19 protein-coding genes and 1 pseudogene are annotated in these 23,831 nt (G+C 37.2%); 5 read left to right on the top strand and 15 right to left on the bottom strand.

Annotation, left to right across the window (positions count from 1 at the left end):
• Positions 1–114: 114 nt before the first annotated feature.
• The 3 genes from BFL47_RS18375 to gap are packed head-to-tail and all read right to left on the bottom strand — an operon-like array spanning position 115 to position 2,759.
• On the bottom strand, positions 115–1,305 hold the full coding sequence (locus BFL47_RS18375) for a phosphoglycerate kinase (protein WP_069661262.1): 1,191 nt from the start codon (positions 1,303–1,305) through the stop codon (positions 115–117).
• A 22-nt stretch (positions 1,306–1,327) separates the two neighbouring features.
• Positions 1,328–1,762, bottom strand: a complete 435-nt coding sequence (locus tag BFL47_RS18370; RefSeq protein ID WP_069661261.1) for a GNAT family N-acetyltransferase — start codon at positions 1,760–1,762, stop codon at positions 1,328–1,330.
• The gene (gene gap / locus BFL47_RS18365) at positions 1,755–2,759 is read right to left on the bottom strand and encodes a type I glyceraldehyde-3-phosphate dehydrogenase (RefSeq protein ID WP_170827355.1); all 1,005 of its coding nucleotides are present in this window, start codon (positions 2,757–2,759) and stop codon (positions 1,755–1,757) included. Before gap ends, BFL47_RS18370 begins: the two co-directional genes overlap by 8 nt.
• A 99-nt stretch (positions 2,760–2,858) precedes the next feature.
• On the opposite strand from gap, the gene BFL47_RS18360 reads away from it, so the two are divergent.
• Entirely contained in the window at positions 2,859–3,071 is a 213-nt protein-coding gene (locus BFL47_RS18360) for a hypothetical protein (RefSeq protein ID WP_069661259.1), read from the top strand.
• 33 nt (positions 3,072–3,104) lie between these two features.
• Here the strand turns inward: BFL47_RS18360 and BFL47_RS18355 are convergent, their stop codons facing one another.
• Complete coding sequence (locus BFL47_RS18355) at positions 3,105–4,406, bottom strand: DEAD/DEAH box helicase (RefSeq protein WP_083257279.1); 1,302 nt, start codon at positions 4,404–4,406, stop codon at positions 3,105–3,107.
• Positions 4,407–4,626: 220 nt separating this feature from the next.
• Between BFL47_RS18355 and BFL47_RS18350 the strand changes: the two genes are divergently transcribed.
• Together BFL47_RS18350 and BFL47_RS18345 are read left to right on the top strand one after the other, a co-directional pair.
• Complete coding sequence (locus BFL47_RS18350) at positions 4,627–4,821, top strand: hypothetical protein (RefSeq protein ID WP_139125873.1); 195 nt, start codon at positions 4,627–4,629, stop codon at positions 4,819–4,821.
• Positions 4,822–4,944: 123 nt separating this feature from the next.
• Positions 4,945–5,943 carry a YhdH/YhfP family quinone oxidoreductase gene (locus BFL47_RS18345; RefSeq protein WP_069661256.1) on the top strand — a complete coding sequence of 333 codons (999 nt, stop codon included), beginning with the start codon at positions 4,945–4,947 and terminating at the stop codon, positions 5,941–5,943.
• 7 nt (positions 5,944–5,950) lie between these two features.
• Here BFL47_RS18345 and BFL47_RS18340 read toward each other — a convergent pair whose 3' ends face one another.
• From BFL47_RS18340 to BFL47_RS18330, 3 genes are all read right to left on the bottom strand, one after another.
• The gene (locus BFL47_RS18340) at positions 5,951–6,583 is read right to left on the bottom strand and encodes a hypothetical protein (protein ID WP_069661255.1); all 633 of its coding nucleotides are present in this window, start codon (positions 6,581–6,583) and stop codon (positions 5,951–5,953) included.
• Between the two features lie 46 nt (positions 6,584–6,629).
• Positions 6,630–6,863 (bottom strand): hypothetical protein, encoded by a 234-nt coding sequence (locus tag BFL47_RS18335; protein ID WP_131677207.1) that lies wholly within the window; start codon positions 6,861–6,863, stop codon positions 6,630–6,632.
• A 237-nt stretch (positions 6,864–7,100) separates the two neighbouring features.
• Positions 7,101–9,215, bottom strand: a complete 2,115-nt coding sequence (locus BFL47_RS18330; RefSeq protein WP_069661253.1) for a type IA DNA topoisomerase — start codon at positions 9,213–9,215, stop codon at positions 7,101–7,103.
• Positions 9,216–9,655: 440 nt separating this feature from the next.
• Here BFL47_RS18330 and BFL47_RS20295 point away from each other — a divergent pair.
• Positions 9,656–10,636 (top strand): annotated as a pseudogene (locus BFL47_RS20295) (serine hydrolase domain-containing protein); the annotation flags it as partial.
• Positions 10,637–11,001: 365 nt separating this feature from the next.
• Here BFL47_RS20295 and BFL47_RS18315 read toward each other — a convergent pair.
• From BFL47_RS18315 to BFL47_RS18285, 8 genes are all read right to left on the bottom strand, one after another.
• Positions 11,002–12,165, bottom strand: coding sequence for an RNA-binding domain-containing protein (locus tag BFL47_RS18315; protein WP_069661250.1), 1,164 nt, complete (start codon positions 12,163–12,165; stop codon positions 11,002–11,004).
• Positions 12,153–14,801 carry a TrlF family AAA-like ATPase gene (locus BFL47_RS18310; RefSeq protein WP_069661249.1) on the bottom strand — a complete coding sequence of 883 codons (2,649 nt, stop codon included), beginning with the start codon at positions 14,799–14,801 and terminating at the stop codon, positions 12,153–12,155. Before BFL47_RS18310 ends, BFL47_RS18315 begins: the two co-directional genes overlap by 13 nt.
• Positions 14,798–14,950 carry a hypothetical protein gene (locus BFL47_RS19890; protein ID WP_170827354.1) on the bottom strand — a complete coding sequence of 51 codons (153 nt, stop codon included), beginning with the start codon at positions 14,948–14,950 and terminating at the stop codon, positions 14,798–14,800. Before BFL47_RS19890 ends, BFL47_RS18310 begins: the two co-directional genes overlap by 4 nt.
• 425 nt (positions 14,951–15,375) lie before the next feature.
• Positions 15,376–16,383, bottom strand: a complete 1,008-nt coding sequence (locus tag BFL47_RS18305; protein ID WP_069661248.1) for an aldo/keto reductase — start codon at positions 16,381–16,383, stop codon at positions 15,376–15,378.
• 353 nt (positions 16,384–16,736) lie between these two features.
• On the bottom strand, positions 16,737–18,143 hold the full coding sequence (locus tag BFL47_RS18300; protein ID WP_069661247.1) for a TolC family protein: 1,407 nt from the start codon (positions 18,141–18,143) through the stop codon (positions 16,737–16,739).
• The gene (locus BFL47_RS18295; RefSeq protein ID WP_069661246.1) at positions 18,127–19,443 is read right to left on the bottom strand and encodes an HlyD family secretion protein; all 1,317 of its coding nucleotides are present in this window, start codon (positions 19,441–19,443) and stop codon (positions 18,127–18,129) included. Before BFL47_RS18295 ends, BFL47_RS18300 begins: the two co-directional genes overlap by 17 nt.
• A 10-nt stretch (positions 19,444–19,453) precedes the next feature.
• Entirely contained in the window at positions 19,454–21,124 is a 1,671-nt protein-coding gene (locus BFL47_RS18290; RefSeq protein ID WP_069661245.1) for a peptidase domain-containing ABC transporter, read from the bottom strand.
• 1 nt (position 21,125) lies between these two features.
• The gene (locus BFL47_RS18285; protein WP_069661244.1) at positions 21,126–21,806 is read right to left on the bottom strand and encodes a TetR/AcrR family transcriptional regulator; all 681 of its coding nucleotides are present in this window, start codon (positions 21,804–21,806) and stop codon (positions 21,126–21,128) included.
• 545 nt (positions 21,807–22,351) lie between these two features.
• Between BFL47_RS18285 and BFL47_RS18280 the strand changes: the two genes are divergently transcribed.
• Complete coding sequence (locus tag BFL47_RS18280; protein ID WP_245681408.1) at positions 22,352–23,689, top strand: PQQ-dependent sugar dehydrogenase; 1,338 nt, start codon at positions 22,352–22,354, stop codon at positions 23,687–23,689.
• The last annotated feature ends 142 nt before the right edge of the window (positions 23,690–23,831 follow it).

Below are 23,831 nucleotides of genomic sequence, written 5' to 3'. Positions count from 1 at the left end.
TAATCCCGGTTTTACCGGACAACAATAATTAGAATAATACCTTTAATAAAATCTTATTATATAAAAAAAGCCAGCTTTATGGAGCCGGCTTTTTTTATATAATAAGATTTTGTACTAGTCATTTATTGCCTTCACTCCTGGCAATTCTTTACCTTCCATATATTCAAGTAATGCACCACCACCGGTTGAAACATAACTTACTTTTTCTTCAAAACCAAATTTAGCAACAGCTGCCGCTGAATCGCCGCCACCAATAAGCGAGAAAGCTCCTTTTTCAGTAGCTTCAACTACCGCTTCTGCTACTGCCTTTGTTCCTGCTTCAAATTTTTCCATTTCAAAAACGCCCATAGGGCCGTTCCACAAAATAGTTTTCGACTGAGCAACAATATCCTTGTAAACTTTAATAGCATCTGGACCTATATCCAAGCCCATCCAGCCATCTTTAATAGCATCATTTTGTGCAATGTCAGTATTTGCATCTGCAGCAAAGTTATCCGCAATGATTGAATCTGCGGGAAGTACCAGATTTACGCCCTTGGCTTTTGCTTTTTCAATTAAGCTTAATGCTAACTCTAATTTATCCTCTTCAACAAGTGATTTACCAATCAATCCACCTTGTGCCTTGGCAAACGTATAAGCCATACCGCCGCCAATCAGCAAATTATCTACTTTATCCAATAAACGCTCAATAAGAAGAATCTTATCAGAAACCTTTGCGCCACCCATTATAGCAGTAAAAGGACGTTCTGGATTATTTAATACTTTTTCTGCATTAGCTAACTCTCCTGCCATCAAATAACCAAAGTATTTGGCGTTAGGGAAAAACTGAGCAATAACTGATGTAGAAGCATGCGCACGGTGAGCTGTTCCAAAAGCATCGTTTACATAAACGTCGCCTAGTTTGCTTAACTTTTCAGCAAATGCTTCATCTCCTTTTTCTTCTTCTTTGTAAAAACGAAGATTTTCAAGCAGGAGAACTTCACCTGCTTTTAAAGCTGCTGCTTTATCAACTGCCTGTACACCGATACAATCATCTGCGAATTGAACTTCTTTGCCAATTTCTTCAGACAAATGTTTTACAATATGTTTTAAAGAGTACTTATCAGTTGGTCCGTCTTTCGGGCGACCCAAATGAGACATCAAAATTACAGATCCTCCATCAGCAAGTATCTTTTTAATGGTTGGAAGGGCTCCTTGTATACGATTGTCATCGGTGATATTAAAGTCTTTATCCAAAGGGACATTAAAGTCGACGCGGATCAGTGCTTTCTTTCCCGAGAAATTCAGTTTGTCAATAGTCTTCATTTTTATGTTATTGATTAATTAATTAAGATATTTTAAGATACATTTTTTTATGGGGACCAATGCCTTGAATTTCAAATTCTTCTGATATAAATTCAAAACCTAAGCCGGAGTAAAAACCGTATGCAGCACGCCTGGCATTACACCAAACATATTTAGTTTTACGACCCTTTAAATATAAAACCCCAAAATTAACAATAAGGTTTCCGATCCCTCTATTTCTATATTCATTTGCTGTGGCCATACCTCTCAACTGGAAACCAGCAGTACCGAAAGGATCTAACTCGTTAGGGACAAATGAACAGACACAAACCAATTGATGATCTGACATATAACCCAGGTGAAATGCTCCTTCAATAGCATCTTCAGAAAACCTGCATTGATCAGGAGTAAGCAATCCATCACGTAAAACAATATTTCTCAATGAAAGCGTTTGATCCGCATTTATAAATTCAACCATTCGTTTTCAATTGTGCAATTCGTATAACCATATCAGTAAGTCTGCTTGAATAACCATATTCATTGTCGTACCAGCCCACAACCTTTGTAATTCCACCGACCACTGAAGTGAGCAAGGAGTCAAATATACAAGAATGTGAATTACCCAGAATATCAACCGATACTATCGGATCAGTAGTATATTGTAAAATCCCATGTAATTCGTTCTGTGAAGCCTGTTTGAATACCTCATTTATTTCTTCTACAGTAGGCTGAATCAAAAGCGTACAAGTAAAATCGGTTAGCGAGCCATTCAGAACTGGCACACGAATACCGGCACCACCCAACTTACCTTCCAGTTTAGGAAAAATACTGGTTATCGCTTTCGCGGCACCCGTTGTAGTTGGAATAATAGAAGCAGAAGCAGCACGTGCCCTTCTTAAATCACGATGAGGACCATCATGCAAATTCTGATCTCCCGTCATGGAATGAACCGTTGTGATATATCCATTCACAATACCCCAGTTCTCCTCCATCACCTTAATCATTGGAGCAATATTATTGGTTGTACAGGAAGCATTAGACAAAATAGGAGACGAGAAGTCAATCTGAGCATCATTAACACCTAACACGACAATCGGCACATCTTTAGAAGATGGTGGTGCAGTGATAATAACCTGTTTAGCTCCCGCCAACAAATGAAGCTGAGCCTTTTCGCGACTAATAAACCGTCCGGTTGATTCAATAACCAGATCAATCCCAAGATCCTTCCAGGGAAGCTTTTCCGGATTCTCCTCTGCAAAAACAGGAATAGCCGTACCATTTACGATAAGCGTATCAACACCTGCAACTATTTTACCTTTAAATCCCCCGTGAATACTATCGTACTTAACCAGATGTGCAAGCGTAACAGCATCGGCAAGATCATTTATAGCTGCAATCTCCACCAATCCACTCTCTAAAAGAGTTCGAAATACAGTTCTTCCAATTCGTCCAAAACCATTAATAGCAATTTTCATCAATTATTTAATTCAAGCTCAAAGTTATCTATTTCAAGCAAATTCATGTAACATGAAACCTTTATTTAGAATTACAGTTTATATAAAAAAGTCAATATAATGAACAATAAAAGTAAAAAGAATGAAAATCTGAAGCCCCAGGATTCAGAAGAAAAAGACATAAAGCCTTTTAAAAATGACGACAAAGCAGTTATCCAGCCCAAAGACCAAATTTATACTAAAGATGATCCAGAATTTAAGGACCCTGCAAAAACTAGAGAAACGGCGGAACAACCTGTAAATCCTATAAAAAATCCGCCAAAAAATAAATGAACCAATGAATGATTCATCGAACAAACGAAAAGTTTAATTGGAGATCTCTATCTTCACCTTCTTATTTTTAATTTTTTCATCCTTTAGCTCCCGTACCACTTTTTGAATTAAATCGCGTCTAACCGCAACATAAGCGGAATGATCTAAAACTTCAATAAGTCCTACATCATCTTTACTCAGTTTACACTTTTGTAGAAGCAGACCCACAATATCAATTTTATTGACTTTGTCTTTCTTCCCTGCAGCGATATAAATGGTATCCCAATCTGTAGGTGGAGGTACGACTGCCTTTTTAGGAAGGGTAATCATTTCCGGCTTAACATTCAAATATCCAGGAATCTCCTCTTTAGTCAATAAAAGATATGAAGTACCGGAAGCATGCATTCGGGCAGTACGACCGTTTCTATGAACAAAAGCATCCTGTGTTAAGGGCAATTGATAATGAATTACATTTTCGATTTCAGGAATATCCAGTCCTCTCGAAGCCAGATCCGTTGTAATCAGCAACCGATGCGTGCCATTGCGAAACTTCAGCAAAGTTCTTTCCCGATCTTCCTGTTCCATGCCACCATGAAATTCGCCATGCACAATTCCCATATGATCCAATAATTCTCCAATCCTGGCTACCGCATCACGATGATTACAAAAAACAAGAGTCGATTTATTTCCGATCATACAAATCAATGAAAACAACGCCTCCAGCTTATCTTCCGAATCGGTAAGACACGCTTTATACGTGAGTAAAGGGATATTTTCAAGTTGCTTTAAATAGTTAAGTTCTATTGGATTGCTAATACCTGTAAAAGTTGGTATTTCAGCCATTTTAGTGGCAGATAGCAACATCCGCTTTGTTATCCCTGGAAGACTTTTGATAATAAAAGACATGTCATCCTGAAAACCAAATTCTAATGCCTTATCAAATTCATCTAGAATCAGTGTCCGGATCGCCTTTGTATCAAAACCTTCCCTGCGTAAATGATAAGCTATTCTTCCTGGAGTTCCTATTAAAACAGCAGGAGGCTCAATCAAACTGTTCGTTTCAATCTTAGTAGAATGCCCGCCATAACAACAGGTTATTTTAAATGGGGAGCCTAGTGCTCTAAAAACCTGCTCTATTTGCAAGGCTAATTCACGTGAAGGAACCAGTATAAGTGCTTGTACAAGTGGCACTTCAGGCTGAAGTAAACGCAATAATGGGAGCAAAAAACCAAGTGTCTTTCCTGATCCGGTAGGCGAAAACAAGAGAACATCTCTTTTTTCAGGTGCTTTCAAAGAGGCTTCCTGCATTGCATTTAAGGCAGATATATTTAAATTTTCGAGTGCTTTTTTAATCATTATGCATTTTATTGTGGGTGCAAAGGTAAGTGTTGAACATCAAATAGCTTCTTTTTCCAACAACCTGTAGTTTAATTCAACAATCTGATTATTAAAATTACGTTAAAAACGACTATATTGAGTTGACTATAAGAATTTTACATGAAATATTATTTATGGCTCAATTTTTATTTATAATGTGATAGCAGTAACAAAACAAACTCTGATCATGAAAAAAATAATGTTTTCCGTCGCAATATTGACTTTCGCAGGAATGACAGCCATTAGCGCTAACAATCATATCCGTTTAGTTCATCCAACAGCTATTGTATTAGACACAACAGATACGACCACTGTTCCAACGGACACAACCACTTTGCCGAAAGATACTACTTCTACACCGGCCACCACTCCCGATACAACAAGTACAAAATAAATAATTTCTTTGAGCGATGATTGAAAGAGCCAGTGTGAGAGTCTGGCTTTTTCTATTTTTAACCTATCCTGCTACCTAATCATTCTTTACCTTTGCGCTTAAAATACCGACATTTTAAACAATATGCACATCTCATATAAAGCCTTTGAAGTAACCGAACAGGCAAATCTCAACTACACTACTGCTCTGGTTAATAAGTTCACAGACGAACTTCAAGCAAACGAAGTCTTAATCAAGGTACATTATTCTTCAATAAATTACAAAGATGCGCTTTCAGCGAGTGGCAACAAGGGAGTAACTAAAAACTATCCGCATACGCCCGGAATAGATGCAGCAGGTATCGTTGAAGAGAGTTCAGACCCATCTTTTAACACCGGTGATCAAGTCATTGTAACCGGTTATGATCTTGGAATGAATACTTCCGGAGGATTCGCAGAATACATTCGTGTACCTTCCGCTTGGGTAGTGCATCTTCCAGAAAGCCTTTCCTTAAAAGAAAGTATGATCTATGGTACTGCCGGATTTACCGCAGCACTCTCCGTTTATCAACTACAAGCACATCATATTTATCCTGAAACCGGATCAATTGCTCTAAGTGGCAGTACAGGTGGTGTAGGAAGTATTGCACTGGCTATATTAGCTCAGCTTGGATATCAGGTGTCAGCTATAACAGGAAAAGAATCTTCTACTGATACTCTTTTAAAACAAGGAGCAACAGAAGTTATTTTACGCAACACCTTGGAAGAACATACCGAAAAGCCTTTACTTAAACCCAAATATGCAGGTGTGATAGATACCGTAGGTGGAGAAATTCTGGCTAACTTAATAAAGAGTCTGAACTATAACGGCGTGGCTACCTGTTGCGGATTAGTTAGTTCTGTAGACTTACCCCTCACAGTTCTTCCTTTTATTCTCAAAGGAATCAGCCTTATAGGTATCGATTCTGTAAAATGTGATAGAAAACTCCGAAAAAAGATCTGGACACTCCTGGCCACCTCATGGAAAGTCGATAATCTTGCTCAACTTTCAAAAGAGTGTACATTAGAAACGCTCGACGAAAACTTAAAGCGTCTGTTTAGAGGAGAAAATACAGGAAGAATAGTGGTTAAAATAAAGGAGTAGAGCTCCTTTACTCCGATTGTCTTTGGTTTAACAGACTATCACATAGATCATGTGCATGTCCCGACATAGTAAATGCAAGAGTAGTAAGCAATTCCACGTTCTGATCATCTTTGTCAAGAATTTCCAACGACTCATTAGTTGGGAAACATAAAAGCTCATCCATATCCTCAGGAATATCCAGTATACTCTGGGATAATCTGTAACACTGCTGAAGTAAATTATATACCGTTAAATGCGCATAGCCCATCGCATCATTCATCCAGTATTGATAAGATACCAAATCTTCATTTTCATTCGTTTCAGGAATACATTCATCACCAATACCATCAGCAAGAGCAGCATCCAGTTTTTCCTTGCTGATATTGTTAATATTTAAAAGTGTATCGCCTGCATTTTCAACGACATACATAAGTGCTAAAAGCGTTTTAATATTAACATCATCTAAAGCCTCGAGTATAGATATATCCGCAGGATATTCTTCGCCTTCTTCAAAAACATGACGAATATCTTTCAGCTCTTCACAAAGTGCAGCATTGAGACCATACACAAATAGTTCCCTGTAAGTCACACAAAGCATACATACGGTATGCAGTATTTCCTTCTGGTAATCAAACTGCTCAGTATCCATGTTTTCTTGCATGGTGGTAAATCTATTATTTTTTTAAGAATTAAAGGGTATCGTAAAACTAAATCAATCGATACCGTTCGTCAATCGCCTGACCAATAGCTTCAATTAAATCTTCATCATGAATACCATTATTTTCTTTTAACTGCCACTTAGTTGTATTTTTCACCAAAGTCCGGGTAACATGATTTAACAATACCTGAACTTCAATATAAGATGGACTTACAGTAGGAAATTTAATGACTTGAAAATCATATTCAAGATCTTTAAACATAAAGTTTAGCGCCTGTCTCATAATATTTCTTTGTCAAAAATACAAAGTCAACTTTAATTCTATGTGAGAAAGATATGAATTTTATTTCAAAATAATAGTCTTTTTAACAATAAAAAAGCAACGAAAAATAACCGTTAAATAACTTCAGTGTATAAATATCAGATGTGTTACAGTGGGCGACTAAACTCAACACAAATCAGTAAATTACAATGGTGGAGCTGATCAAAGAAGTGACTACACTAAACCAGGTCAATAAAACTACACTTCACGAGGCTCATAGACAAAATGAGCCTTACCTTCAGAGAGTAATAAGGAGGCATCAAAGACATTACCTGCCTTAGATTTGAACCCTTTTATAACGGCTGTTTTTCCTGTTTCGATCAAACCCCTAATTTCTTCCTCTGTTAGTTTCTTTTCACACATCGTTCTCCAGATCACAAACTTACAGCCACTGGCATATGCACTACATCCTGCAGCCTTATCGGTAATCCGAACGATCCCTTTTTTACATAAAGGACAAAGCACATCGCCTTCCTGAAGCTCGGGAGTGAATAGCTCATTGAGTCCACGACCCACATCCAACAGTTCCTTCGTAATCGTACGGGCATATTCCCGAATCTCATTCTTAAAATCACTTACTGAAGCACCTGTCCGAATCTCTTCAAGCCGCTTTTCCCATAAACCGGTCAACTCAGCCTGAGCAATTTGTTTATCCTTAACCAGATCATATACGGCCAATCCTTTTTCTGATGGCAAAAGATTTTTCTTCTCTCGCTTGATATAATCCCGTTTAATCAGTGTCTCAATAATTGAAGCCCTGGTGGCAGGAGTTCCCAGTCCGGTATCCTTCATTGCCTGCCGCAACTCATCATCTTCAATCTCCTTGCCCGATGTTTCCATCGCTTTCAACAAACTCGCTTCGTTATAAAGTGACTTTGGTTTGGTCTGTTTTTCCAGCAGCTCTTTCTTATCAACTGGTAAAGCTTCCCCTTTTACCACTTTCGGTAAGGTAGGATTTTCTTCATCTTCCTTTTCATTGTCCGCCTGGTTAAAAACTGCACGCCAGCCCGGTGACTGTACAACGGTACCATTAGCCACAAATGCAGAACCCGACTCAATCGAAATCTTGGTCAGTTCCTTAATACATTCCTGATGAAAAGCCTCCAGCATTCTTCCTGCAATCAAATCATAAATGACCTGTTGATCCGCAGGAAGGTACGAAGGTTTGTTACTAGTTGGCAACAAAGCATGGTGATCTGTTACCTTCTTTACATTCACACAGCGCTTGTTTAATTTTACAGTCTGTAAAAAAACAGCCTGTTTTCCAAAAGTAGGATGTTCACTTTGATTGACCAGCAAGGCTGGAATCTCCGCAAACACATCATCTCCAATATAACGGCTCCCCGTTCTCGGATAGGTAATTAACTTTGATTCATATAAAGTTTGCGCCAGCCCTAAGGTCTGATCCGCCGTAAAACCCTTTCTCTTGTTTGCCTCCTGCTGTAAACTACTCAAGTCATGCAGCAAGGGCGGTTGCTCCTTACGCGGTTTCACTTCAACATTCAGTATATCCCCACCATTCTTAAATCCGGATGCCACATCTTTTACCTGATCAAACACTTTTTGAGCAGCCTCTTGTTTATCGAAGTTCTTAACAGAAATTGCCTTGAAAACCTGTCCATCTTTATTCAAAAAGATCGCGATCTGATAATAGATCTGAGGTATAAAATTCTTGTTTTCCAGGTATCGGGCACATATCATGGCCAATGTAGGTGTCTGTACCCTTCCCATGGATAATACCGAACGGTTTCCGGCAGCTATACTTAAAGCTTGAGTGGCGTTTAAACCTACTATCCAATCCGATTCCGAACGACATTGCGCCGAATAAAACAAGGTATCATATTCAGAACCCGGTTTAAGGTTCCGAAACCCATTTTTAATTGCCTCATCGGTTTGTGAAGAAATCCAAAGTCGGCGAAAAGGCTTTTTACACTTCAGGTGATAATAGATATACCTAAAAATAAGCTCCCCTTCCCTTCCGGCATCCGTTGCCACAATTATTTCAGTAGCAGATTCAAACAAATCACGAATTACGTTGAGTTGTTTAACCACTCCCGGATCATCCTTCATCACCCCGTTTACCTTATTCTGTTTCACAGCAAGCTTAAATCTTTCGGGAAGCATGGGGAGATTTTCCAACTTCCAGCCCTTAAATCCATAAGCCTCAGGCGCCGCAAGTTGAATCAGGTGTCCAAATGCCCAGGTAAACGTATATCCCTTCCCTTCCATGTAGCCACTTTTCACAGTCGTAGCGCCAAAAACTTTAGCAAGCTCCTTAGCAACGGAAGGTTTTTCAGCAATCACAACCTTCATATTCGATCTGTATTTTTAAACCTTAAAGCAGAGAAAATTGCATCAAATGACCGTTTTAAAACCACTGGTGAACAAGAAGAAAAATAAATATGATTAAGCTGCTTAATGAGCATTTGATATAATTTCTGGGTTACAAATATAACCCAGAAATACTTAAAAAACGCTGAAAATAGTAATTTGCAGCTGTTCATCATAGTAAAGTACTCATGGTTGATTAAAAATGATTTCAGTATAACTTCAGTTCATCGTAGAGGAATATACATAATATTCAAGTACAAACCTTCCGTTTTCAATGTAAGTAAATAACATCTGTAATCTTCTAAACTACAATCTAAGAGCATTGAAAAAAAATCTCAATTAATTGACCAGCAGAGCTATAAGATGCTTTGTTTTTAATACTTTAGTACAATTCATTAAGCAAACCCAAACCAACGTTAATAATGAAAACAAATGCTTTTATATTACTGATGGCTTTAATTTTTGCTGGCAGAATAAACGCTCAGGAAATCAACACAGCCAGATTAGATAGCTTTTTTAATGCTTTAAGTGCGAATAACAAGAGCATGGGTAGCTTTGCAATTTCCAAAGGGGGCAAAGTTGTTTATCAGAAAGCATTAGGCTACAGTCTAATTGATAGTGGGGAAAAGATAACCGCGACACCAAATACATTATATCGCATCGGTTCTATTACCAAGACATTTACAGCTACACTCATCTTTCAGCTGATCGATGAAAAAAAATTAACACTGAATACCAAGCTAGCCAAATATTTCCCTCAAATGCCTAATGCGGAACAAATAACCATTGCTCATCTATTGAGCCATAAAAGCGGGTTAGCTGATTTTGTAAACGATGCAAAGGATTTTAGCTGAATCACAAACCCACACACTAAAGCAGAAATATTGGATACAATTAGCAAAGGCAAAGTACATTTTGTACCTGGCGCTGACCAACGTTATTGTAATTCCGGCTATTGGTTACTTGGCAATATCATTGAGAAAATAATGGGTAAACCATATAGTAACGTAGTGAGTGATCGTATTTTTAAAAAGATAGGTCTTCTTCATACATATTCCTCGCTACCAAACAATTCGAATCAATTGGAAGCCCGTGCATATAAACCTCTACCATCCTGGACTAGTGTTAAAGATATCTACTTCCCTAATGTAATTGGTGTTGGCGATATTTTATCCACACCAAATGATATGGTGACTTTCATTAATGCATTAACTGCAGGTAAACTAATCAGCGCTGAAAGTTTAAGCCAAATGAAAACATTTACAGATAAATCTCCATTTGGTATGGGATTAATCAAAGTTCCTTTTTATAGCAAAATGGGCATTGGTCATAATGGGGATACTTACGGCACTTACAGTGCTTTATTTAAATTTGCTGACAACGACCTTTCTTTTGCTTCCTGTGTAAATGGCCTCAATTATGCATTAAACGATATCAACATTGCTATTCTAAGTATCTGCTATAATCAACCTTTTCAAATCCCCTCTTTTAAAGCGCCACTGGTAAAAACTGAAGATTTGGATCCTCTTCTTGGTGTGTACGCCAGTAAGCAAATCCCATTGAAGATCACATTTAGCAAAGATGGATCAACTCTCATCAGTCAGGCAACAGGACAATCCGCGTTTCCACTTGAAGCCATTACTAAGGATAAATTCAAAGCTAATGCCTTTGGTATTGCTGTAGAATTTAACCGGAAAAAGGAAGAAATGACTCTTAAACAAGGTGGTATGACATTTCTATTTGTAAAAGGAAAAGAACAAGTAGTATCTCATCTATTTACCGGTCTTGGAATAATTACTTTAAACTGCTCTGAATCAACATCATTTATGAAAGATATTTCCGGGTATGCTGCTATTGCTCTTCCTATGCCTGTACCAAGCCCTTTATAAGGAAGTATGTATTGAGCTAAGGACTGCAGAACTGGATTTCTAGCTATAGAGATACCATTACTTATGTTTTCAATAGTTAAAGAATTGGGCAATTTGCCTGGGCTGACAATCTCAATTCTATCTGAGAACATGAATACCTTAATTGTAGACTGTACAAAGTAATCTCTATGTATTAGACTATTTACAAGTGTTTCCTCAAATACTTCTTGAGGAATTTCCCAAGCAATAAGGCTGTTAAATGATGTGCCAGTCTGAATCTTTTTTATATTTCTATTAATGAAACCAAAGGCTTTCAAATATACCTCATCTATTTTCCCTTCAAATGCAGGTTCATTATCCTTAAAAGTGTTGCCATTAAGGTTTACGTCATCTACGGCAACACATTGAATTGAAAACAGAGGCTTAATAATATGTCTGTTCTCCGAAAAAAGCAGAACTCCCGCCAATGTTAAGCTACCTTCCTTAAGCAAACTCAGGTTTTCTAATGCTTTCGGTAGGCTTATTCCAAGTTCATCCAATGATCTACCATACCTACGATTTATAAAAGAATTGAAGTAATTGAGATTTACATCAGCAGATGTTGTCCCATTAACGGGTATTTCATCAGCGAACATATTCTTACTGCTTTGCAATAACCTTGCTATTTCATCATTTGACGTCACGCGTCTTTTATCAGATCCGTTTTTAACGTATATAGTCCCAAGCCTATCTTTGTAAGGCTTGCTTAATCCCTCGGAAACAGTAACAATCATTAGGTTGTGATCAGAAACGTTGATTACCTCACTGGATATTATAATAGCAGGAAACACGGATTGCGAAGCCGCATTTACTAACTTTTGATTTGCAGCCTGTATTTCATCAAAGGACACCCCGTTCAGCTCACCCGTTTTATCATTGACCCCTATAATTATTTTGCCTCCATCAGAATTCGAAAATGCTATCAATTCATGTGCGAGTGAATCTGTATGCGGAAGCCGTTCTTTAAATTGAACTTTAGAGCTTTCTCCTCGCTGAATAATATCTAATAATTCTAATGCTTCCATAATTCGTAAATAACCTTTCGGTGGTTAAAAGCTTCTTCACCACCTTCCATAATATCAACTATTTTTTTCTGTATAAGAGTATCATCGATGCCACCTACATCTGTTTTGACTATCCCATTATCGTAAGAGCAACATATAATCTGTTCACAATCACCCAATACAGGTATATTGGGATTATGTGTTGCAAAGATAAATTGTGTTTCCGATTTCAATTTCTTTAATTCTGAAATTACATCTGTGTAAATAGTCTGATTATCTAAATCATCTTCTGGCTGGTCAATAATGATGATATCATTCTCTTTTAACGTTAAAATAAACAAAATTAGCGCAGATGCTCTTTGTCCCAAAGAATGTTCGTTCAGTGGTCTACCATTATAAAAAATCGTATACTTATCCTGTACTCTAAAGGTCAAAAAGGATCCAATGTTTTCCAGAAACTTAGTCACAAAATTATGATGATTACTCCCCCCAGAAAGGATATTGCGAAGGTTACTTCCCTCAACAGTTAGGTCATAATAAACTTCAATAAGGTCAGAATAAGAATCAGCAATATCAGAAAGCACACTATCTCTAAGATTACTTCCTCGAACACTTGCCTTTAAAAATTCTTTAAATTTTTCTTTATTTCCTTTGAAATTAACTTCAATTTTTATTTTTGATTTTTCTGAGTTGATTTTACTTACCTCTTTTTGTACTATTATAAACTCTTCACGCCATAAATCCTTAAGCTTTGCTAATCCATCAGCTAATCTTTTTTTAATTTCCTGCTTACGAGAAGCTAATTTGTCAATTTCAATCAATTTTGCATTTTGCAAGTCAAAGTCCTTTGACAATCTCACGTAGGCATCAGCTTCAATATTAGGAAGGTTAATTTCCCGCTTAATCTGAGAAAACTCCTCTTTAAGGGCTTCATATTGTTCATTGAATTGCGTCTTTAACACAAGCAAAGATTCCCGTTCTACATTTAAAGCATTAATCGCATTTTTAAAGTTTAAAAATAGATTCTGAAATCTATTTAATGACGCATAAATTTCCTCAAATAGCAAGCTATTCTCTACCGAAGTATATTGAGTATAATTTAAAAATAAGCCATCGAATTCATTATACAAATCATTCAACTTTTCTATTAATAAATATTCAAAAGTTATAATAGAATCAATTCTATTGCTGTCCTTGTCAAACTCTAGCTGTTTATTTAGCTTTTTGTCAACCTGATAGTCCTTAAATATTTTCATATTCAGTTCAATAGCTACTTTCCGCTCTTCAATATCTTTCTTTTGTGCTAGTGTTTTATTAACCTTGTCCAATTCCGAAAGGTAAGCAATTATGATACCGTTCTGCTCATCAATTCGATTTTTCACATTTGTGAGTTTATCCCCCATCAACTTGTTGATAAGATCTTCAGTAGACGTTTCTCCTCCAATATCAGATAAGTCTTTTTGGCCATAGTAAAGTGGATTACTAATAATATGCTGAACTCTAAGCTTATTTTGAAGAATGCCTTCTAGATATATATTAGTCGATTCCCCATAAATTTTCTCCGCCATAAAAACTTTACCATATTTATCCTCAAGTTCAATTTGCATCTTACCACCACTACCAAGAAGATTTTGGACTAGCTTATCTTTGTAATTAGGCTCATGGGAATTCTTACCTAAGGTTATATCTAATGCATATCTAATTGTTTCTAATAATGAGGACTTTCCACTTCCTCTGATACCAATTAAATTATTCATTGAAGGACTAAAAGACAATTTTTTGCCTGATTCCTTATTTGTAGTAAAGGTTATTGATTTAAGCCAAGATTTATTAATTGGGGGCATTATCGCAGAAACGCGATTTTTATGATCAAGCAATGAAAATTTTAACGCTTCAAAATTGAACGAGCCCAATTTTACGAAACATTTTTGAGTTACACCACCTACTAAATTCCCCATTCCAATACCTTCAATGCCGTTGCTTGCACAGTCTGTTCCTTCAACACTAATAGGTAGGTCGTTATTAAAGATAGCTTTTGCCTTTAATAGATTATCTCTGCTTCTAGCCTTCTGAAATGCCAAAATATGTTTAAAACAAGGAGCATTCATAAAATCTTCCAATCCTCTACCAGTTAATTCTGCAAAGAGGCCACTGCTATCATCGACATGTGGAAGTACGATAAAAAACTCTTTCCCAAATTTTGTAAGCGCAGTGCAGGTTTCTTCAAAGTTAAGATTCGAGTTCTTATACGGTTTATTGTCGTAACCTGAAATAGCAACAAACGCTGAAGTTAGAAAATCCTGAACGTAATTGTGATTTTCCGGATTATATATCCAGGAGTCGTCAAACAAAATTAAAACATGGATTCCTCTAGCCCCGTCTTTAACTGAGAATTCCACTCCAGGAATAAGATATATATTGCTTTTAATTGCATTTTTCCTGAGCTCTTTAAATTCTAAAAGGTCAAACTTGTTATGATTGGTAATGACCCCAATTGAAATTGACTGTTCGATTAGTTTTTGAATATATGTCAAAACATAGAAATTCGAATCACCTTGATAGCCAAATTCACTATCCGCATTCGTGTGTAAATGAAAATCTGCACGAAGCCATTGAGCTCCATTTTCAAAAATACCAGTTGATTTAAATTCACTCATATTCTATTTTTTAAATCGTCAATTTTGATTCTAGCAGTTTCTAATACTTCATTGGCTACAGATTCGTTAATTAAGCCCGAAACAACTTTATCACTTAAGTAAGCAATGAGAATTTCTTTTGCATCAATTTCAAGAACCTTTGATAGCATGATAAGCTGATCTCTTGTAGGTTTCCTTTCCCCTTTTCAAACTTGCTGATCATAGCAGTATCAGCACAAATAGCAGCTGCGACCTCTCGTAACAGTAGGTTTCTAGACTCCCTAGCAGATTTTATTATTTGCCCTAACGTTTTCAACTTGTCTAATTTATTCTTGTCAGATATTGTCAAATATAGTATATTAGAACGATCACAAAACTGCAAAACATTATTTATCAAGTTCCAATTTAATTTTGAATCATAGCAAATTTCACATATCTCTTGGATGTATTGTGGACTTTTGTCAAAATAAATCTTCTATCGATCAGCAATGGCATTGCATTTTTTTATATAATTTTCATCTACCAACATTTTTAGCGTACACTGTATGTTTGGACTATAGTATTACAAACATCAGCGGTCAAAATATTGCAAGTTCTAATCAATAAGTCCTTCTACTTTTAACTCGGTCCAGAAAATATCCGGTATCTGAACTTCCGACATCTCAATATTTCCCTTTACTCGCTTTGCACTACTAGTATTCAATGCAATAGTGGAGACACCAGGAGCAGAAAGGCCAAACTTAACACAAGCTTCAGCAGGTTTAACATCATGCTTCTCACAAATGGCAAAGAACTTTTCTCTCCATGCAAATAATTCAGGATCAGTATTCTTATCAACAAGTCTGTAATTGTAATAATCTGAACCGATCAAGAAACCGGCATTAAATACGGCCGAATTGATAATAGTTATCCCCTTTTTATTGATCTCGTCCATAAAAACAAGCAAATCAGCAGGGTGGCTATGAATCGTCATACTATTTGCAATCATCACCCAATCCAGCTCCACATCTTTGGAAATCCGCTCAATCACTTTCCAGTCTTTTGAACCTACCCCAACAGCCTTCACCTGACCACTCACCTTTAAATCCGCCAAAGCACGGTAGGCATCAAGTATATCCTGATATCTTTTTTCCGCATCTGCTTCATCCGAAGCTGCAGCAAGATACTCATCCGGATCATGAACCGATACCATTTGAGGCGTGTACTCGCCCAACAGTTCATTTCCCTGGCGGAAACATTCCATAATCCCATCATAGCTTATATTTTGAACGGCATCGTTTTTTAAGTCTTTCCATACTCCCGGCTCAAAAGTAGGCTCTTCGGTTTTTAATTCCGTCCGTATCCAACCCAACTTATTGCTAATTAAGACATCAGCAGGATTTACACCCAAAGCTTTCAAACTTTTCCCCAAAGATTCTAACGCTAAACCAGCCCCGTATTTTCCCGCAGAATCAAATACAACGGGCTTCGGAGAATGAATAATACACTCTTGCACAATTGCTAGTTTAGTTAATTCATCTAATGCAGTATATAAGTTCCCCAGCGCACTGGTTCCAAATATAACTTTAGGTAATTGTATCTTATCTTGTTGTAGAGTAGCCATTATTAAGGTTTATGATAATTTAGAACACCGTTCGAATGATGCAATTATACATAAAGGAGATTCCAATAAGCGTTAGTTTCGAAAAATAATCCTAATATCAATGAACTTTACACCGGTATTTATTTTACTATGTCCATTCCAACTGGTAGAATCCAATATAAACGATGTCTCTTCCAAGATGTGTTTTAGCAATTCTATATTAGAAGGTAATATGCTCAGCTTGACTTAAAATATGGGGTCCAATATAGATGGCAGTTTTAAGACAAATTTACAATAGTAATATTTTGACTTCTATCCGGCAGCTTGGCAAAGATCATCTATGCTAAACCTCAACGGAGCAATTACATAAGAGCTTACATAATGAAACCAGACGTTAAAAATCTCAATTCGGTAAATCCTTTAATAAATTTAAAACGGAGTTCTATGAGTTTCTCTTGTGCTTCAATTAACTTATTCTCTCTGGAATTTATAAGAAACAAAGAACTTTCTCCATTACCCAATTTTGCCTCCTCACCTTGTAGCAATCGCTGATAATTAGCAATATTCTGATCCGCCAAATCTATCTGACCACGGTAATTAAGAACTTCATTACTATAGTTTGATATCTTCGTGTTAAGCTCCTGCTGCTTAAAGTTTATATCTATTTTATTTTGGGTAATCTTTAACTTTGCTATCCTATAGTCTCCTCTTGCTTGCCTCAAAAACACTGGTATTTCCAGCTTGAGCCCATATTGGTAATTGTTTTCAAAAAGAGGAAAGTGATCGGCCCTATAACCTTCCTTATTAAAAAAATTGTAGACAAAATCTACTTTTGGAAGAAAGCTTTGCCATTTCAATCTACGCTCACTCTCCAGGATGTTTAGTTTTTGCTGGTAGTAAATTACAGACAAATGCGAATTAAGGTTTTGTGCATACAATTGCTGGATTAATGATGAGTAACTTGCATAAGCATCACTCGAAGTAAGCTGTTCCTTCGGAAAAATCGGTTGACTAATATCGTATGGCTGTAGATTATCTTTCCATAAAAATAAAGAAAGTTCCATTGTAGCTTTTACATATTGCAGGTATGCCTCCTGTTGTTGCAACTCAAACCCCCTGAGTTGGGAAAGTGCTTCCGTGGTGTCTATTGCTGCCTGCTCCCCATACTCATACGTTTTCTTTATCATTGATAAGCGTCGTACATTTATATCTACCGCTTTAGTTTGCAACGTATAAATTTCATAATACCTAACCCATTGCCAATAGGCAGTTTCAGCATCCCTAAATAACTCGTTGGTGAGCAATTGCTGTTCAGCTGAAGTCATCAGCACTGCAAATTTTGCCTGCTCCAGTAAAGCTCTGCGCTGATCATAAATTAAGCCTTTTGCTAAGGGAACACTAAGTCCAAATTGATAAAGTCCCCCTCGTGTAGCGCTGTTATCCAGTTTTTGCCCTTGTAAGTAATTATAGCTACCGTTTAGAGCCACCCCATACCAGGTAGGAATAGTAACCCCTACATTTTTTTCCCTGTAGTAATTTTGCCCATCAATCGTTTTTGAGCCATCTTTAGCTCCAATAATCGGATCAAAACTACCACGGGCACTAAGGACGTCTGCTTCTGCAATATTATTTTGCAACTTATACCTGAAAGCGAGTGGATGATATCGTTTAACAATAGCCATAAATTCATCATGAGCCAAGCGTAAAGTATCTTGCGCAAATGAATGCTGAGTCAGAAATATTAATACCAGCAGAAAGCCAAGCTTATTTCGTTTTTTCATCTGCTGTATTCGATTTATCTAATTTTGAATTATAATAATCTGGCGGAAAACCATTGATGTTACGCCAGATCTCGTACCATACAGGAACATCATTAAGTATGGAGATCCCTCTTACCCCGGCACCCATTCTTATCTGGTCCGGCCATGGTTTTTGAGTTTTGTCTTCAATTACTAGTGCTTTAAAGAGCCCGTTTGCAGTAATATTGCTTTCTATTGCAACGATTGTTCCTGCAAATGTTCCATAGCTTGAGTTGGGCCAGCCGGAGAAAATAATAGCAGGGAAGCCATCAAATATGCACATTACCCGTTGACCATTTCTTAAGAGAGGAAGATCTACGGGCTTCACATAAATCTCAACCGCGTAATCTACAATTTTGGGCACAATTGTACCGATACTTTCAGTTTCCTTTAAAATTTCACCAATACCAGATTTTGTCAATTGAACGATCTGACCATCTTGGGCAGCCAGGACGGCGTACATTCCTTGTCTCACCCGATAGTTAGCCGCCTGATTTTCTAATTTCGCAATATCTCCTAAACTTCCTTCAATCTGCCCCATGTTTTGGTAACGCTCGCCCTCTGTCTTACTCACTTTCTCTGTGTAATCCTGCATAATAGCATTTTGCTCAATATTCAAATTCAGAATTTCCTGGCGTGATTGAATAAGCTTATTCTCGGCGGTTGCTTTTTTTGCTAAAGCATTTTGGTATGACACGCTCCGCTGTTGAAATTGGGTGAGAGAAACCAAACCGTCATCGTACATTTTTTTCTGTCGCCCGTACTGATCCTGACTTAAGTTGAGTTCGTTATTTACTGCTTTTAATTCCGCTTCCTCAGCTGTAATTTTATTATTGAGTTGAGAAATCTTAATTTTGAGCTGCTCCAATTTAAGTAACTTGGAAGCGTTAATGGCCTGCAACTGCGCATCAGTAGTTCCAACTTTTGCTTTGTAATAATCTCTAACTCCCTTCTTAGCGTTGACCTGATCTTGTGTTCTACTAAGCAACATCGGATCCATATATTCTGCTTTTACTTCAGAAAGCTGCAAGATCGTATCCCCCTTTTTAACATGATCGCCATTTTTGACGTGCCATTTGATGATCTGGCCAGGTATCGGCGAATTAACTTGTTGCGGACGTTGGCCTTGGTAAAGCGTGCTTACATTACCAGACAACCTAATATTTTGGGTCCATGGTAAAAATAAAACCACTACACACAGTATCATGAAAAAGTAAAACCAGCGGTTTACATGAGACTTCTTATCGATGTGGTATATATTATCAAAAGATTTGAGCTTCATTTTTTTTATTTTAATTATTGGCTATTATTATACCATTGTTAAGGCTTAGCTGCTGATCTGCAATGCTAATAATCTCCTCTGCTTGTGATACAATGATTATGGTGGTATATTCCTTAATTATTTGGAGGTATTTTATCATTTTTATTTGAAATTCCTCATCCATACCATGTAATGGATCTTCCAGCATGAGCAATCTATTGTTTCCTAGTAAGGCTCTTAAAAGTGTGATTTTCTTTTTACCGCTAAAAGATACCTCAGTGTCCGTTTCACTTATTTGAGTGTCAAAGCCATTACTAAATAAGCTTGATAGGTTTTCTAGCCCAATTTCTTCACTCAGCTTCATCACATCATCGGTGCTAACGTTCTCTCGTCCGAGTAAGATGTTTTCCAGGAGTGTTCCTTTTATGATGATCATATCTTGCGTATAAAGTCCAACTCGCTCTCTCAATTTTCCTTTATTAATATTTCTTAAAGGAACCTTATCAAACATCAACATACCTGATGAATTTTCGTAAAACCCAGCCATTAAATTCAGTAGAGTAGATTTGCCCGATCCGAATTTCCCCGAAATAACAGTAATTGTATTTGGCTTAAGTTCAAAACTGATATTTTTAAGTATAGGCTTATTGTCATGAAATGCAAAGCTGACATCATCCAGCTTGACTTCCATACCGCCATGAGGCTGATCAAGAGTCATCTCACCATCTTGCTCCTCAGGAAGATCGGTTACTTTATGAAGCTTTACAAGTGCAGTAACGACATCATAATAGCTTTCCAAGCTATTTATTAGCTTTTCAACGGCATTCATAATGCTTAGTACTACAATTTCGGTAGCAATGAAAGCGCCAATATTAAGCTTCTGGGTAACTAGTAAATAGGTACCTATTGCCAGCATCACCATTGTAATGATCACATTAAAGCTTATCAACGTTTTATACTGAAATTCTAAAACCTTAAAATGGGAGGTTCTGTGTTTAAGATAACTTATTACACGCTCATCTGTACCCGTCAGGTGTGATTCAGCATTTGAATTAATTTTGAAAGTTTTGATGGCTCCGGCGATATCTTCTAACCACGATGCTACCTCAAATTTCTTATCACTTTCTTGCAGACTTGAATTGATACCCGAATTCATGGTAAATCTAAAAATGACCAATACGATTATAATCACTAAAGCTCCGAACACTAAAAACCATGGGTGATAAAACGATAGCAATACGATACCAAAAAAAATCTGTATCAGTGCGGTAGGTATATCCAACAACAACTTAGAAATCCCCTTTTGTAAATTCTGGGTATCAAAAAAGCGATTCACAAGCTCTGGTAGATAATATTTCTTTGTAGAGGAAAGATTGATTTTTGGTATTTTATCAGCGAAAGCAATTGAATACTCCACAAATATTTTCTGTTGGATTTTCTCGATAATTTGCATCACCTTCAGTCTAAATAATCCAGACAGGAAAGTACCCAATACAACAAAGACAATTAAGATATATAACGAAGTTACCATGGTAGCTCCCATCACATAACTTACAATTGCCTGTATTCCAAGAGGAATGCTCAACTGCACCAATCCACTCAAGATGGCATAAATATAAATAGTACCTACGTCCCTCTTTTCCTTTGTGATATATTTTAAGAGCGCAGCATTACTAACTGTAAAATCTTTTTCCTGATACATATTATGGTGTTTTTATTACAGAAAAGGCTAAACGATTCAGGTAATTAATTACATAAATTTTATGCTCTTGTCTGCTTGAATTATCTGTAAGTTTGGGCAAATGCTCACTGAAAAATTGCTGGTCATGAGCAGTTTCCAACAAAGTGCTAGCCAAAGATCTGGGGTATTGAAACGTAGGATTAATCTCTAGAATGATCTCGCTGATGAACAGACACAGGCTCTTCAAAGAACTGAAAACCATTTCCTTATTGATTTCATCAACATCTTTAACCAAGTAAGATTTGCTGCTCTCAGAAATTACTATGTAATATAGATAATCCAGATCGTAATTGTTGATATGCGATTGACGTTCAATGTTATGGGTTATAATATCCAGAACCAACCTTAATTTCTCAGACGGATCTTTAACCTGTATTAACCGCAATTTCGAAACATACTCAATGTAACTCCAGTACCAGCTAAGAATATAAGTCAGCAACTTGTGTTTAGACGAAAAATATCTGTAAATCGTAGGCTCAGTGGAGTCTATTTTTTGAGCCAGCTTTTTGAAGGTGAAGTGCTCAAAACCTATCTCATAAATTAAGTCAATAGATTTTGTAATTATAGCTTTGCCGACTTTGCTATCATCAGGATCACGGATATAAAGGTGATCATTGAGCTTAAATTTGAGAGATATTTCCATATGATGGCACTAAGTTAACCATCACTTTAATATTATAGTAATACTCACAGATTTATTACAATACTTTTACTAAAGATAGTAATACTATTAAGTTGGTTAACCTTATCAATTTCACTATTCATCTATCGCCTATCGCTGAAAATCAAAACTTGCTTTCTAGAGTTAAATTGGGTAGGCCGAAAGGGCCAAGTAAAAGCAAGCTGGATATTTTCCGTCCAGCAATAGAGGCCTTATTGAATAATGGACTTCTCGAAATTTTATTCCAAAACGATACAGTATAACCGAAGCCACTCTTTGCAATTGGATAAGAAAGAACAGCATTTACCCCAAATTGGTAACAATTAAGCTAAAGAGCACATGACTGTTGCTATAGAGAGCCTAATTTCATAAATTAGCTCAACAAAACACCCTATGATAACCCTGTATAACCCTATGAAATTATGCTAAAATACCTTAGTGCTACGATTCTTATCAGTTCGGTTCTATGCATTTCACTTAGCTTTGATAGCCCTACCAGGTCCACTCTACCCAGCAAAAGCAAAAGCATGAATTTGCTAAAAAGGGTACAAACAGACAAATCTGCCTCTTTATATTTAGCGACTTGCAGTGGTTGTCATGGCGAGAAAATGAATGCATTTGTAGACCGGAAATGGAAGTTTGGCAATTCAAAGGAGGACCTATTTAAATCGATTAAAAATGGACATCCTAATGAAGGAATGCCTTCGTTTAAGGCTGCTTTTACTGATAAAGAAATTTATGCATTAGCCGATTACATCCTGACCGGCATAAAAAATGTTGACCAGTATACCATAGATGAGAAACCTTCATCCAGTCTTTTCAAAACAGAAAAGATGAGCATCCGTCTGGATACTGTAGCAAAGGGAATGCAAATTCCCTGGAGTATTGCTTTTCTTCCCGGCAAGGATATGCTGGTAACTGATAAAGTGGGCAAATTGTATCAAATAACAGAAGATGGATCTAAAAAAGAAATAACAGGTGTGCCTGAAGTGGTAGCCGAAGGACAGGGCGGGCTCATGGACGTTATTCTTGATCCTTCTTTTGCCACGAACAAACTGATCTACCTTTCCTATTCGAAACCAAAAAATTCTTTGGCTACCACTGCAATTATGCAAGCCAAGCTTAGCGGAGATCGACTGACAGAACAAAAAGATATTTTCATTGCAGAACCGTATTCCAGAACGCGTCATCATTATGGATCCCGCATGGTGTTTGGAAGGGATGGCTTTTTATATTTTTCCGTTGGGGAACGCGGAAATGAAAAAGAAAATCCACAAGAAATAAAAGGCAATGATTTAGGCAAAATCCACAGGATCAAAACTGATGGTAGTCCCGCTCCCGGCAACCCTTTTGCTAAGACACCGGGGGCCGAGGCATCCATTTATTCCTACGGACACCGCAATCCGCAAGGATTGGCTGTCGATCCCAAAACAGGAGTCATCTGGTCCAATGAACACGGTCCAAGAGGTGGCGATGAATTGAACATCATAAAGCCAGGGCAGAACTACGGCTGGCCGGTTATTACTTATGGCATCAACTACGATGGCAAAATCATGAGTCCAATATCTGCAAAAGAAGGAATGGCACAACCCCAACATTACTGGATTCCATCAATTGCCACCAGCGGCATAGCCTTCGTGAGCGGAAACAAATATCCTGCATGGAAAGACAATATTCTTTCAGGCTCTCTGAGGTTTAAATACCTGAACAGAAGCGTAATGCAGAACGACAAGGTCACTCATGAAGAGATCCTTTTCAAAAATATCGGTAGGCTACGAGACGTCCGAATGGGTCCTGATGGCTTTATTTATATTGCTGTTGAATCTCCGGGAACTATTTATAGATTAGTGCCCTTACCGAATTAGGAATCAATTACCTTACATAAGGTAATTTGTTTGGCCTGGATAACAAGCTTTTTGTTATCCAGTTACACCTCTAAATAGACTAAGCAGTCGCCTGCAAAAAATGCGGCACAACGTATCCGTCCTATGAACTACATATTTGATT

The sequence above is a fragment of the Arcticibacter eurypsychrophilus genome (genome assembly GCF_001730525.1).
Classification (GTDB): domain Bacteria; phylum Bacteroidota; class Bacteroidia; order Sphingobacteriales; family Sphingobacteriaceae; genus Arcticibacter; species Arcticibacter eurypsychrophilus.
The sequence above is the reverse complement of the archived record's forward strand: the minus strand, read 5'-3'. Positions and strand labels throughout refer to the sequence as shown.